12 protein-coding genes are annotated in these 12933 nt (G+C 68.6%); 10 read left to right on the plus strand and 2 right to left on the minus strand.

Annotated features, from left to right (window positions below; all coding sequences use genetic code 11):
• The first annotated feature begins 25 nt into the window (after nt 1–25).
• Nucleotides 26–1174: a Fic family protein gene (locus ACIBO2_RS27215; protein ID WP_358550501.1), complete on the plus strand. Its 1149-nt coding sequence runs from the start codon at nt 26–28 to the stop codon at nt 1172–1174.
• A 217-nt stretch (nt 1175–1391) separates the two neighbouring features.
• On the opposite strand, the gene ACIBO2_RS27220 is transcribed toward ACIBO2_RS27215, so the two are convergent.
• Entirely contained in the window at nt 1392–1934 is a 543-nt protein-coding gene (locus tag ACIBO2_RS27220) for a TIGR03086 family metal-binding protein (protein ID WP_358550503.1), read from the minus strand.
• Here ACIBO2_RS27220 and ACIBO2_RS27225 point away from each other — a divergent pair.
• Nucleotides 1933–2805 (plus strand): helix-turn-helix domain-containing protein, encoded by an 873-nt coding sequence (locus ACIBO2_RS27225; RefSeq protein WP_358550505.1) that lies wholly within the window; start codon nt 1933–1935, stop codon nt 2803–2805. The two genes, ACIBO2_RS27220 and ACIBO2_RS27225, sit on opposite strands and share 2 nt — an antisense overlap.
• A gap of 111 nt (nt 2806–2916) precedes the next feature.
• On the opposite strand, the gene ACIBO2_RS27230 is transcribed toward ACIBO2_RS27225, so the two are convergent.
• The gene (locus ACIBO2_RS27230; RefSeq protein ID WP_358550507.1) at nt 2917–3384 is read right to left on the minus strand and encodes a MarR family transcriptional regulator; all 468 of its coding nucleotides are present in this window, start codon (nt 3382–3384) and stop codon (nt 2917–2919) included.
• 110 nt (nt 3385–3494) lie between these two features.
• Here ACIBO2_RS27230 and ACIBO2_RS27235 point away from each other — a divergent pair, with 110 nt between their 5' ends.
• The 8 genes from ACIBO2_RS27235 (at nt 3495) to ACIBO2_RS27270 (ending at nt 12906) form a co-directional block, all read left to right on the plus strand.
• Nucleotides 3495–4751, plus strand: a complete 1257-nt coding sequence (locus ACIBO2_RS27235; RefSeq protein WP_397300319.1) for an FUSC family protein — start codon at nt 3495–3497, stop codon at nt 4749–4751.
• Nucleotides 4735–6030 (plus strand): alpha-amylase family glycosyl hydrolase, encoded by a 1296-nt coding sequence (locus ACIBO2_RS27240; RefSeq protein ID WP_358550511.1) that lies wholly within the window; start codon nt 4735–4737, stop codon nt 6028–6030. Before ACIBO2_RS27235 ends, ACIBO2_RS27240 begins: the two co-directional genes overlap by 17 nt.
• Nucleotides 6031–6302: 272 nt before the next feature.
• On the plus strand, nt 6303–7247 hold the full coding sequence (locus tag ACIBO2_RS27245; protein ID WP_358197367.1) for an ATP-binding cassette domain-containing protein: 945 nt from the start codon (nt 6303–6305) through the stop codon (nt 7245–7247).
• Nucleotides 7248–7284: 37 nt separating this feature from the next.
• Nucleotides 7285–7941 (plus strand): methionine ABC transporter permease, encoded by a 657-nt coding sequence (locus ACIBO2_RS27250; protein WP_225291457.1) that lies wholly within the window; start codon nt 7285–7287, stop codon nt 7939–7941.
• A gap of 9 nt (nt 7942–7950) precedes the next feature.
• The gene (locus ACIBO2_RS27255; RefSeq protein WP_397300324.1) at nt 7951–8775 is read left to right on the plus strand and encodes a MetQ/NlpA family ABC transporter substrate-binding protein; all 825 of its coding nucleotides are present in this window, start codon (nt 7951–7953) and stop codon (nt 8773–8775) included.
• A 133-nt stretch (nt 8776–8908) separates the two neighbouring features.
• Nucleotides 8909–9505, plus strand: coding sequence for a hypothetical protein (locus ACIBO2_RS27260; protein ID WP_358550514.1), 597 nt, complete (start codon nt 8909–8911; stop codon nt 9503–9505).
• A 140-nt stretch (nt 9506–9645) separates the two neighbouring features.
• Nucleotides 9646–11181 (plus strand): AMP-binding protein, encoded by a 1536-nt coding sequence (locus ACIBO2_RS27265; protein WP_397300327.1) that lies wholly within the window; start codon nt 9646–9648, stop codon nt 11179–11181.
• Nucleotides 11182–11562: 381 nt separating this feature from the next.
• Nucleotides 11563–12906, plus strand: coding sequence for an MFS transporter (locus ACIBO2_RS27270; protein ID WP_397300330.1), 1344 nt, complete (start codon nt 11563–11565; stop codon nt 12904–12906).
• The last annotated feature ends 27 nt before the right edge of the window (nt 12907–12933 follow it).

The raw sequence follows: 12933 nt of genomic DNA on the forward strand, positions 1-12933 counted from the left end.
GATTCGCTCATGCTTTTCTGGCTTCATGTTGTACGACACACCCGCATTGGAGGCCGCCGACAAGGGCGTGCTCGCGGAGATCGAAGACATGCGGCGCGACTTGAAATATCGCTTGGCCGAGTCGCACCGTTGGGACGGACAGCTCCGCAGGCAACTGCAGGCGCGGGCGATTCAGGGATCCAACTCGATCGAGGGCTATCACGCCAGCGTCGAAGACATCGAGTCGATCATGTCGGGGGAGGAGCCGCTGGAGACGTCGGCATCGGTGACGCGGGAGATCGCGGGTTACCAGCAGGCGCTGACCTATATCCAGATGCTTTCACGCGCTCCCACCTTCCGCTTCGACGTGGGGCTGCTCAACGCGCTCAACTTCATGATGATCGGCCATCACCGTGACAAGACGCCTGGAGTAGTACGCCCCGGCGGTATCTATGTTCGCAATTCCGCGACGGGAGAGGTGGTCTACGAGGGCCCTGACGCCGAAGAGGTGCCGGGGTTGCTCGACGAGCTGGTCACGTGGCTGAACACCGGAGATCTCGACGCGCCAAGCTACGTGCGTGGGGCGATGGCGCACTTCAACCTGGTCGCGATCCACCCGTGGCGCGACGGCAACGGGAGGATGTCGCGCGCCCTGCAGACACTGGTCCTCGGCCGCGAGCAGATTCTCACTCCTGAGTTCTCCTCCATCGAGGAGTGGCTCGGCCTAGGCGAGAACACGGTCGATTACTACCGCGCGCTCCGGGAGATCCAGCAGGGCTCGTGGCGGCCGTACGACGAGATGTTGTCCTGGGTGCGATTCTGCCTGCGGGCCCACCATCTCCAGGCCCAACGGGTCGGGCAGCGTCTGGCCGAGGCCGGGGAGATCTGGATGCTGCTGGAGGAGCAGGTCGACGGCGACGGTCTCAACAACCGGACCGTCTCCGCCCTCTACGAGGTGTTCGTCAACAGGCGTCTGCGCAGGAGCCGCTACCAGGCCGACGAAGGGCTCAGCCAGGGCCAGGCCGCCCGCGACCTGCGCGACCTCGCCGCCAAGGGCTGGCTCCAGCCGTACGGCGAGACCAAGGGCCGCTTCTACGCCCCCGGTCCGCGCATGGCCAGGATCAAGGCCGACTTCGCCGAACGCGTCACCCCGCTGCGCGACCCCTACCGCCGGATGACTGACGCGAACGCCTAGCGTGGCCGCCCCATCAACCGCAGACGCGTCCAACCGCAAGACCGCCGACCAACCGCAGACCGTCGACCAACCGCGGGCCGCCGACCAATCGGGCCCCCGACCGATCGCAGACTGCCGACCAACCGCGGGCCCCCGACCGACCGCAGACTGCCGACCAGCCGAAGCCTTCGGCTGACCGTAGACCTCGACCGACCGCAGGCCCCCGGTTAACCGAAGATCACGGTGTCCAGGCCGGATCCCGGCCGATGAGGCCCAGCAGGTGGTCGAACGCCGGGGCGTCGTCCGGCACCGCCACCGGCGGCCCGAAGACGCCGCGCTGCCTGCCCATCTCCACCATCCGGTCGGTGAAGTCCAGCGCCCGCGAGATGGCCTCGGGCTCCGGCTCGTACTGCTGACCGGTGGCCCTGGCCAGGTCCCAGCCGTGCACCACCAGGTCGATGAGGTACATGTGGGCCAGCGCGGTCATCGGCATACCCATGTCGGGGCTGGTCCCCTCCCATGCCTCGCGCCGCGACCAGGCGGCGAGCGTGCGCTCCGCTTGCTCGGGGAAGTCGCCCGCGTAGGGCCCCTGCTCCAGGCGCGGTCCCTTGCGCGCCAGCGACTCGAACATCTCCGCCACCCACTCCAGGTGGTTGATCAACTCTTTGACGTCGAACTTCGCGCATGGCGTCGGCGACCCGAACTGTTCCTCTCGCACCCCGGTCACCAACCCCGAGGTGCGTTCGGTGGCACGCGTCATCAGCGGCATCATGTCGTCCATGGCAGCCATGGTGCCCCGCCCACCGCAGGCGCGGCTTGTAGAAACGCGACAGCGCGGCTGGGTCGACCCGTACGCGGGACTCGACGCCTTCAATTTCGCCCGCCAGGCGCCATCATCCGAAATTTCGGCTTACGTGGAGCACTTCTGGGTCGTCACCTGGACCGATCTCCCCGAGCCGTACGAACAGCGCATCGTCTCCCATCCCACCGTGAACATGACCATCACCCATGACTTCCACCGGATCGCGGGAGTGATCAGGGGCGGGTTCTCGTACACGATGCGGGGCAGCGGCCGGGTGATCGGCACGCGCTTCCGCCCCGGCGGCTTCCGGCCGTTCCTCGACGGCCCGGTTTCCGAGCTGACCGGCCGCTTCGTGGAGATCGGCGAGATGTACGGCGCGGCGGGCGCGACCTTGGTCGAGCGGGTCCTGGCAGAGCCTGACTCCCGGGCCGCCATGGCGCTCATCGAGACGTTCCTGCTGAGTGTGGGGCCGGAGCCGGATCCGCTGGCCGAGGAGGTCGCGGCGCTGGTGGCGATGGTGGAGGACGACGTGTCCATGACCAGGGTCGATGAGCTGGCCGCCAACTCGGGACGGTCGGTGCGCTCGCTGCAGCGGTTGTTCCGGGACTACGTCGGTATCGGCCCCAAGTGGGTGATCCGCCGTTTCCGGCTGCACGAGGCCGCGGAACGCGTCTACCAGGGCCTCGATCTCGCCACGCTGGCCACCGAACTCGGCTACACCGACCAGGCGCACCTGACTCGCGACTTCACCGCCGCCGTCGGCATGCCACCCGCGGCCTACGCCCGACTCGGAAGCCAGACCCCCGATCCTCACGTCAGCCAAGAGCCCTCTCCTTTGACCGGACGGTAGAGGCGGGTGGTTGGTCTGATCGGGAAGTAGGGGGGTGCGGCTGGTCTGATCGGGCGGTAGAGGCGGGGGTGGTTGGTCTGATCGGGAGGTAGAGGCGGGTGGTTGATCTGATCAGGAGGTAGAGGGGTACGGCTGGTCTGATCGGCCCGTGGAAGCGTGCAGCCGGTCGAGCAGGTCGGCGGCGACGGCCAGGATGCGGCACTCCGCCGGGGTGAGCCGCTGTGCCATCGCCTGGGCCAGCCACACGTCCGTGGTGCCGGCCTGCTCGGTGAGGATCGCGGTGCCGCGTTCGGTGAGGACGATGTGGTGCCGGCGGCGGTCGTCCTCGTCGCGGGAGCGGCGGATCAGGCCCTGCTCGTCCAGCGCGGCCAGGACGCGGGTGACGGACTGCGGTTGGAGGTGTTCGGCCGATGCCAGCTCTCCGGCGGTCATCGCGCCGCGCCGGTGCAGGTGCCCTAGCAGAGAGAGGGCCAGGGCGCCGAGGCCGTGTGCGGGGCGCTCCTCGCGCAGGCGCCGCGCCAGGCCGACGGCTGCGCGGCGGAGTGACACGGCCGTGGCTCGTAGTTCCTCGTCGTCCATGATTATTACGATAGCACTTACTAAATATTCGCCTGTGCTCGGTATTCATCTCTTATTTACTACGCAATGCGTATAGATGGTGCTAGGCTCCCGCGTCGGGAGGTGCCGACGTGGGGATCGAGACGCGACGTATGATCGCCGCCGCGCTGGGGCTCGGCGGCCCGGTCGCGTGGGGCGTCGCCGCCGGGCACCCCGACCTGGGCGCACTGGCCGCCATTGGCGCCCTCGCCGTGGGCGGGGTTTCCCTGAGCGGAGGCCGGGCGGTGGTGAGCGGAGTTTCCGTGGGTGGAGGCCGGGCGGTGGTGTCCGGAGCTTCCGTGGGTGGAGGCTTGGTGGGTACGACACGCGCCGACGGCGTCGCCGCACCCGCCAGGGGCGCCTCCTTGGCTGAGGGGCTGGTGTGCGGAGGTTGCGCACTGGTGGCCACGACCGGGGCGGGGCTCGTCGGTGTCGTCGCCGGTGGACACGGCTGGATCACGGCGGTGGCCGTCGTGCTCGTCGCTGCCGTGGTGGCGGTGGTGGGCGGGATGAGTCGTCCCATGGCTGAGCACACCACGCGCTTCATCGTCTTCATGGTCATCACGACCGGCCTGGGCGCCCAGGCCGCCGCTCCCGTCGCCGCCGCCGTACTGCTCGCCGAAGGGGCGATCTGGGGTCTACTGGTCACGGCCCTCGTCACGGCACTGCCCACCGCGCCAGCCATCGGACTGCCCACGACACTGCCCACCGCGCCGCCCATCGCGCCAGCCCCCTCACTGCTCACCGCGCCAGCCCCCTCACCGCTCACCGCGCTGAGCGCCCGGACGCGACGACCACCCCAGGAGGGGCGGACGGGTCCCGCGCCCACGAGCAGAGCGCTTCTGAAGCGCTGGTGGCGGACGCTCGGGACCGTGCGCGGCTGGCAGTACTCCATCCGCCTGACCACCTGCCTGGCCGCGGCCGAGGTCATCAGCCTGGTGTGGCCGCAGCCGAACGCCTCCTGGATCGCCGTCACCGTCGTGATCGTGGTCAGGCGACAGTTGGACGGCGCGCTGCGGCGGGCGATCGAGCGGGCCGCGGGCACCGCCGCCGGAGTGCTGGCCGGGTCCGCCGTGCTGCTGTGGGTGCCGCCGTCGTGGCTGTTCGTGCTGCTCGTCTCGGGGCTGGCCGCGGTCCGCCCGGTGCTCAAGGAGCGCCAGTACACCCTGTACGCGACCGTCATGACGCCGCTCGTCCTGCTGCTCATGGAGGGCGGTGGAAGAGTGGCCCCCGCCACGATCGGGTACCGGCTGGCGGACACGGTCATAGGCTGCGTGCTGGCCCTGGGGATCGGCTATCTACCCTGGACAGTACGCCGGGAGAGGAGCGTACGTGCCATCGTGGACTGACCATGCGATCTGGTGGCAGGTCTACCCGCTCGGCTTCACCGGAGCCCCGGCCGCCGCCCAGGCTGGTGTGCGGCACCGGCTGCGCCACCTGGAGGCGTGGCTGGACTATGTCGTGGAGCTCGGCTGTTCGGGGTTGCAGCTCGGGCCGATCTTCGCCGCCGAGACCCACGGCTACGACACCGTCGATCACTTCAGGATCGACCCGCGCCTCGGTGACGACGCCGACTTCGACTCCCTCGTCGCCGAGGCGCGGCGGCGCGGGCTCCGGATCATCCTCGACGGCGTGTTCAACCACGTCGGCCGATCGTTCCAGGCTGACGAACGATGGTTCAGGAAAGGGCCCGACGGCTATGAGGTGTTCGAGGGGCATCCGGGGCTTGTCGCGCTCGACCACACCGAACCGGCCGTGCGAGACCACGTCGCCGCCGTACTGAACCACTGGCTCGACCGCGGCGCGGCGGGCTGGCGGCTCGACGCGGCCTATGCCGTCCCGGCGTCGTTCTGGCGGGAAGTGCTGCCCGGGGTGCGGGCGCGGCACCCGCAGGCGTGGTTCGGCGGCGAGGTGATCCACGGCGACTATGCCGGATATGTCGCCGAGTCGGGACTCGACTCCGTCACCCAGTACGAGCTGTGGAAGGCCATCTGGAGCTCCCTGAACGACCGGAACCTCTTCGAGCTGGCCTGGGCCCTCGACCGCCACGACGGGTTGCTGGACACCTTCGTCCCCCTCACCTTCGTTGGGAACCACGACGTCACCAGGCTCGCCACCCGGCTAGAGAACCCCCTCCACCTCGGCCACGCCCTGGCCGTGCTCTTCACCGTCGGCGGCCTGCCGAGCGTCTATTACGGGGACGAGCAGGCGTTCCAGGGGCTGAAGGAGGAGCGGGCAGGTGGTGACGACGCGATCAGGCCGGAGTTCCCGGCAGAGCCCGGCGGCCTCGCTCCGGACGGGATCGAGGTCTACCGGCTGCACCAGCGGCTCATCGGCCTGCGCAGGCGCCACCCGTGGCTGGTCAGAGCCCGTACCACCGCCGAACACCTGACCAACACCGCTGTGGCCCTCCGCTCCCGCCCGCGCGACGGCGGCGGCGACAGGGCGGAGATCGTCACGCTGCTGAACCTCGGCGACCAGCCGCACCACTTCCCGATCGGCCGGGCCGACCCGGCCGAGCCGCGGCACGGCGTGAGCGATCCGACCGTCGTCCCTGCGCACAGCTGGAGTGTCGTGACGCAGGTCACCGAGGAAGTAGGGAATAGCGGGAAGTCGTCGGGCCGTTAACAATGGCGTGAACGAGGCATACGTGACAGACCAGAGCGCCCGCCGCGGCGCCGGATGTTGCTGTATGGGGCGAATGTCCGCCATGGGCTGCCAGGTCCGCTAACCAGCCGTCCCTCCTCGAAGGTCACCCATGCTGCTTACTCCCAGTTTCGTGCTGCGCAGGTTGAGCCACCTGCCCTTCCACCCCGGCACCCGTTAGACCGCCTGCCTGCGGGCCTCCAACGATGTCGATTCCAGCGGCGTGCTGCCGCTCTTAGTGGTGGGGATTTTTCGTGATTCAGGCGTCCGGCCTGCGCAAGGTGTACGGGAACACCGTCGCTCTCGACGGCGTCGACATACACGTACGCGAAGGCGAGATCTACGGCGTGCTCGGTCAGAGCGGCGCGGGCAAGAGCACCCTTCTGCGCTGCGTCAACCTGCTCGAACGCCCCACCGCGGGCACCGTCACCGTCGCCGGGCAGGACCTGACCGCGCTGCGCAGCGGCGAGCTCAATCGCGCCAGGCAGCGCATCGGCATGATCCACCAGCACTTCGCGCTGCTCTCCTCGCGCACGGTCGCCGGGAACGTCGCCTTCCCGCTGGAGGTCATGGGCGTGCCCAGGGCCGAGCGGGAGCGCCGCGTCGCCGAACTCCTCGACCTGGTCGGCCTCGGCGGCCGGGGTGGCGACCGTCCGAACCAGCTGTCGGGCGGGCAGAAGCAGCGCGTCGGCATCGCCAGGGCGCTCGCGGGCAACCCGTCGGTCCTGCTGTCGGACGAGGCCACCTCGGCGCTCGACCCGGCCACCACGCAGTCGATCCTGGCCCTGCTCAAGCGGCTCAACACCGAGCTCGGCCTGACGATCCTGCTGATCACCCACGAGATGAACGTCGTCAAGAGCGTCTGCGACTCGGTCGCCATCATGTCGGACGGCCGCGTCGAGGAGTCGGGCACGATCGCCGACCTGATCAGGACGCCGGGATCGCGACTGACGCGCGAGATCTTCCCGCTGCCCGAACCGGCGCCCGCGGGCTCGGTCACGCTCACCTTCACCGGCGACCCGCGGCAGGCGGTCGTGTCGGAGGTGGTGCGCAAGTTCGACGTTGACGTGAACATCCTGGGTGGCTCGATCGAGGACCTCGCGGGTGGCGCCGTCGGGCGCCTGCGGGTGTCCTTCTCGGGGGGCGAGGAGGCCGGCGCGCTGGACTTCCTGCGCTCGCGGGGAGTGCTGGTGTCATGACGAAGCTTCTTGTACGGCATAGCACGGGGGAGTCGGCATGACCTGGGATGAGATGGGGCCGTTGCTCTGGGAGGCGGCCGGGCAGACCGCGCAGATGGTCGGCTGGTCGACCCTCTTCACTGTGCTGTTCGGGCTGCCCCTGGGCGTGGCGCTCGTGGTGTTCGATCGCGGCGGGCTGCGGCCGGCGCCGGCGTTGAAGTCGGTGCTGGGCGTCGTGGTGAACGTGGGGCGGTCGCTGCCGTTCATCGTGCTGATGATCGCCATCATCCCCTTCACCCGGCTTGTCGTGGGCACCACCATCGGCACCGCGGCCGTGGTCGTGCCGCTCACCGTGGGGGCGGTGCCATTCTTCGCCAGGCTGGTGGAGACGGCGCTGCGCGAGGTGGGCGCCGACGTGGTGCAGGCGGCCCAGGCCATGGGCGCCGGTCGTACGACGATCGTGCGCAAGGTGCTGCTGCCCGAGGCGCTGCCCGGCCTCGTCGCCGCGGTGACCGTCACCGTCGTCGCGCTCATCGGCTACTCGGCCATGGCCGGGACCATCGGCGGGGGCGGGCTGGGGGACCTGGCCGTCAGGTACGGGTACCAGCGGTTCGAGACCCTGCTCATGATCGTCACTGTCGTGCTGCTCGTCGTGCTGGTGCAGCTGATCCAGAGCCTGGGCGACCTGGTCGCCCGTCGGCTATCGCATAAGTAAAGGAAAATAATGAAATTTCGGACCATTGTGGGCGCTCTTGCCCTTGCCCTGTTGCTCGCCGCATGCGGAACGTCGCAGGGAGCGACCGGCAAGACCGCCGAGTCGGCCGACACCGTGCTGAAGGTGGGCGCCAGCCCGGTCCCGCACGCCGAGATCCTGAACTTCGTCAAGCAGAACCTGGCCCCCGCGGCCGGGCTGAAGCTGGACATCGTGGAGTTCACGGACTACGTGCAGCCGAACGTACAGCTCAGCGAGGGCCAGCTGGACGCGAACTTCTTCCAGCACAAGCCCTACCTGGACGACTTCAACGCCTCCAAGGGCACCAAGCTGAGCTTCGTGACGCCGGTGCATCTGGAGCCGCTGGGGTTGTACTCCAAGAAGGTGACCGCCCTGGCCGCCCTGCCGCAGGGTGGCACCGTGGCCGTGCCCAACGACGCCACGAACCTGGGCCGCGCGCTCAAGCTGCTCGCCGACAACGGCGTGGTCAAGCTCAAGGACGGCGCCGGCACCGCGGCGACCGAGCGTGACGTGACCGACAACCCGAAAAAGCTGGTGTTCAAGCCGCTGGAGGCCGCGCAGCTGCCCCGCTCGCTCGACGACGTCGACGCCGCGGTCATCAACGGCAACTACGCCATCGAGGCCGGCCTCAAGCCCGCTTCGCAAGCCCTGGTGCTGGAGAAGGCCGAGGGGAACCCGTACACCAATGGGCTGGTCGTGGCCGCTGGGCATGAAAAGGACGCGAATATCGTGACCTTGGGCAAGCTCCTTCAGGACCCGAAGGTCAAGGAATTCATCAAGCAGAAGTACGCCGGTGCCGTGATCGCTGCCGGATAATAACCGATAAATCCGGAAGATCGGGAAAATCCTCTTATCCCGCGACCTGTGGTGTTAAGTCGGTTGAAAGTGCATGGCAATCGGTGAGACGTACGAAGGCTGGGTCAGCAATACCTCTCCCGAGGAGGCCCTCGTGCGATTCGTTTCGCGAATCCTGATCGGCGTCGCAGCCACCACCGTGGTGGCTGTCGGCGCACCGGCAGCGGCCACTGCCACCACCGTCACCACCGCCACTCCAGCCACGACCTCGTCGAGCTTCTACGACGCGAGCTGGGGACCCTACTTCTCCAGCGATCACAAGGCCAAGGCGGAAGGCCACGTGAGCGTGGACAAGAAGCGGTTCAAGTTCTGGCACTGGAAGACGTTCTTCGTCAAGACGAAGGTGTGCACCTTCGATAAGAAGACGCACAAGAGGCACTGCGAGTTCGTCGTCAAGAAGATCAAGAAGCGCGTGTGGGAGTGGCGGTTCAGCTACTTCTTCACCGTCGACAGCACTCTCACCAACTACAAGTGGTGGGGCCGCGACAAGTGCGCGTGGGAGACCTTCAAGGTCGTCGGCAGCGACGGTCACGCGTCGTTCAGGTCCTTCTCCACGTGCGGCAGGCACTCCGAGGAGTTCTCCTTCTCGGGTAAGGACGCGGCCCACATCTTTGTGGACGTGAGCAGGGGCAACCGGCACGGACCGACAGGGTTCCACTCCGGGTGGCAGGACGTGTATCACGCCGCCTGAGCAAAAAGCGAGCCGCGATCTCGACGATGAGATCGCGGCTCCGCCGTATTTACCGGGCCGTCGCCGCTTACTCGCGGGGCCGCCGGCGTTACCTTCGAGATCGCTGGCATTGCGCGCACGTTCCCGAATAGTGTTCGGTCATGTACCCGGGAGCCATCGCAGCCGTCACCCCCGACAAACCCGCTGTGATCATGGCCGGCTCCGGCCAGGTGGTCACCTACCGGCAGCTGGACGAGGAGTCGAACCGGCTGGCCCACCTGTTCCGCGCCGCCGGGCTGCGGCCGGGTGACCACGTCGCCTTCATGCTCCCCAACCATCCGCTCTTCCTGGCCATCGCGTGGGCGGCGCAGCGGTCGGGCCTGTACTACACGGCGATCAGCTCCCGGCTGGGCACCGACGAGCTCGCGTACATCGTGAACAACTGCGGCGCCCGGGTGTTCATCTCGGACGCGAGCCTGGCGGAGGTCACCACCTCGATCACCGCCGTGACGCCCGGCGTCGAGCTGCGCCTCATGCTGGACGGCGCCGCCGAGGGCTACGACTCCTACGAGGAGGCGGTGGCGGGTCAGCCGGTCACGCCGATCGCCGACGAGTGCCAGGGCTCCGACATGCTCTACTCCTCCGGCACCACCGGCAGGCCCAAGGGCGTCAAGCCCCCTCTGCCGCGTACGCCGCTGACCGAGCCGAACATGCTGCTCCAGCTCATCCAGGGCCTGTTCGCGCCGACGGCCGACAGCGTCTATCTGTCGCCCGCGCCGCTCTACCACGCCGCGCCGCTGCGCTATTGCCTGAGCTTCCAGCGGCTCGGCGCGACGATCGTGGTGATGGAGCGCTTCGATCCCGAACGCTATCTGGAGCTGGTCGAGAAGTACGGGGTGACGCATTCGCAGCTCGTCCCGACCATGTTCATCAAGATGCTCAAACTGCCCGCCGAGATCAGGAAAAAGTACGATCTGTCGTCCCTGCAGTGCGCCATCCATGCCGCCGCCCCCTGTCCCATCCCCGTCAAGGAGCAGATGATCGCCTGGTGGGGCCCGATCATCCACGAGTACTACGCGGGCACCGAGGGCAACGGCTTCCTCTACACCGGCTCGCAGGACTGGCTGGAGCACCGGGGCACCGTCGGCCGCTCGCTGCTCGGCACCGTGCGCGTCTGCGACGAGGACGGCGACGAACTCCCGGCCGGCGAACACGGCACGATCTACTTCGACAGCTCCACCCGCTTCGAATACCACGGTGACCCCGACAAGACCCGCTCCGTCCAGGACCCTCAGGGGAGGGGCTGGACCACGCTCGGCGACATCGGCTACCTGGACGCCGACGGCTTCCTCTACCTCACGGACCGCCGCTCGTACATGATCATCTCGGGCGGCGTGAACATCTACCCGCAGGAGGCGGAGAACATCCTGTGCCTGCACCCGAAGGTCGCCGACGTGGCCGTCTTCGGCGTGCCGGACGAGGAGATGGGCGAGCAGGTCAAGGCCGTGGTGCAGCCGGTGTCGATGGCCGAGGCGGGGCCGGAGCTGGAGGCGGAGCTGATCGAGTATTGCCGGGCGCGACTGGCCCACTACAAGTGTCCCAAGTCGGTGGATTTCCGCGTGGAGCTCCCGCGCCACCCCACGGGCAAGCTCTACAAGCGGTTGCTGAAGGACGAGTACTGGCCCACCGGCGCGTAGGCCGCCGTCCCCCGGCTGTAGAGACAGGGCCCTCGCCCGCGCTCGTACTTGACCTCTGACCGGCCACTTTCTGTCAAGATCCGGCTAAAGATCGACCGCGTGCCCGCCGCCGAACGGGCGCTGCCGCTGCCATTGACACCGCTGGTGAGACGACCTAGCTTGCTTATTGCAGACGTGTTTCGTCCAAATTAACCGCGGCTCCACCTATCTCTCCCCACGCCGCTTCCCAGAGCAGCTCCATCGTGGAGCTCCCCGAAGCCGCAGCTCGGCTGCCGAAGCAGCCCGATCCCAAGTCGCCACATCGGACCTCCGCATTCTCGAGAGCGGATGGCCCGGTTCACTTCCCCCATTTCTCCTTCGGCCCCCCGGAAGGAACCCATCATGGTGAGCGAGAGCGTCCCCTTGCAGCCCGAACCGATCACCGCACCGGCCACCGCGGGCAAGACCCGTCCAGTCGTGGCCTGGGGCATGACGGTGATGCTGGTCGGCGTCATGCTGATCGCGTACCTCGACAAGGCGATCCTCGGGCTCGTCGCTCAGCCGGCCATGGCCGACCTGGGGCTCACGGCGGCCGAGTTCGGGGCCATCAGCAGTGCCGCGGGCCTGCTCGGCCCGCTCTCGGTGTTCCTGTACGCGCTGGTGGCCGACAGGCTGCCCGTCAAGACGACCCTCTTCACCGTCGTCCTCATCTGGTGCCTGCTCCAGCTGCCCGTCTTCTTCGCCGCGTCAGGAGGACTGCTCCTGGCGACGCGATTCCTGCTCGGCCTGGCCGAGGGGCCCGCGACGCCGACGGCGTACGCGACCGCGTACAGCTGGTGGCCCAACGAACGGCGTGGCCTGCCCACGGCGCTGCTGACGACCGGGGCCTCGTTCGGCAAGCTGCTCTTCGCCCCGCCGCTGGCGCTCATCATCGCCGCCTTCAGCTGGGAGGCGGGGTTCCTCGCCGTCGCGATCCTCGGCCTTCTCTGGGCCGTGGGCTGGCTGTTCGTCGGGCGCGAGGGGCCCTACAGCCAGGCGGCCATCACCAAAGCGCGGCCGGAGGCTCCGGCGGAGCCCGGACCGCGTGCGCCCGTCCGCGCCATCCTGCTGACCGGCACCTTCGCCGGGTTCGTGATCGCCAACAGTGCCGCGGCGATGATCGCGATCGTGGTCCTCACCTGGCTGCCGTCCTACTTCCAGGTGGGCCTGGAGTTCTCCGCGGTGACGGCGGGCTCGCTGTTCGGCGTGCCGAGCATCGCCGCCATGGTGTTCCTGTACAGCTGCGGCGCCTGGAGCGACCGGCTGCTCAAGCGAGGGACGACGGCCCGGCGCGCCCGAGGGCTGATGGGCGGCGCGGTGCTGGGGCTGGGCGGGGTCTTCCTCGCCGCCCTGCCCCTCGCCTCCGGAGTGGCGTTCCCGATGGGCCTGCTGATGCTGGGCTACGGGCTGGCCATGACCGTCAACGCCATGACCAACCCGGCTCTCGTGCAGATAGCGCCGGTGGGCCAGCAAAGAAGCGTCCTGTCGATCGGGCTGGCCGTGACCGGTATCCTGGCGGCCGGCGGGCCGTTGCTCACGGGCCGCGTGCTCGACAGCGCGCGGGCGACGGGTGCGCTCGCGGAGGGCTACACCACGATCTTCGCGCTGATGGGCGGCATCGCCATCGTGGGCGGGCTGCTGTTCGCCCTGGTGGTGAACCCCGAGCGCGACGCGGCCAAGGTGGAGGCGGCCCGGCTCGCGCGCTAGAGGCGGTCCTGAGGGCGTACGGACTCG

This window comes from Nonomuraea sp. NPDC050022, from assembly GCF_044460705.1.
In the GTDB taxonomy this organism is placed as follows: domain Bacteria; phylum Actinomycetota; class Actinomycetes; order Streptosporangiales; family Streptosporangiaceae; genus Nonomuraea.

Excerpts from the sequence above, each read along its gene's own strand:
- ACIBO2_RS27270 (WP_397300330.1), top strand. The coding sequence starts at position 11,563 with ATGGTGAGCGAGAGCGTCCCCTTGCAGCCCGAACCGATCACCGCACCG.
- ACIBO2_RS27225 (WP_358550505.1), top strand. The coding sequence starts at position 1,933 with ATGGCAGCCATGGTGCCCCGCCCACCGCAGGCGCGGCTTGTAGAAACG.
- ACIBO2_RS27255 (WP_397300324.1), top strand. The coding sequence starts at position 7,951 with ATGAAATTTCGGACCATTGTGGGCGCTCTTGCCCTTGCCCTGTTGCTC.
- ACIBO2_RS27265 (WP_397300327.1), top strand. The coding sequence starts at position 9,646 with ATGTACCCGGGAGCCATCGCAGCCGTCACCCCCGACAAACCCGCTGTG.
- ACIBO2_RS27250 (WP_225291457.1), top strand. The coding sequence starts at position 7,285 with ATGACCTGGGATGAGATGGGGCCGTTGCTCTGGGAGGCGGCCGGGCAG.
- ACIBO2_RS27220 (WP_358550503.1), bottom strand. The coding sequence starts at position 1,934 with ATGGACGACATGATGCCGCTGATGACGCGTGCCACCGAACGCACCTCG.
- ACIBO2_RS27215 (WP_358550501.1), top strand. The coding sequence starts at position 26 with ATGTTGTACGACACACCCGCATTGGAGGCCGCCGACAAGGGCGTGCTC.
- ACIBO2_RS27230 (WP_358550507.1), bottom strand. The coding sequence starts at position 3,384 with ATGGACGACGAGGAACTACGAGCCACGGCCGTGTCACTCCGCCGCGCA.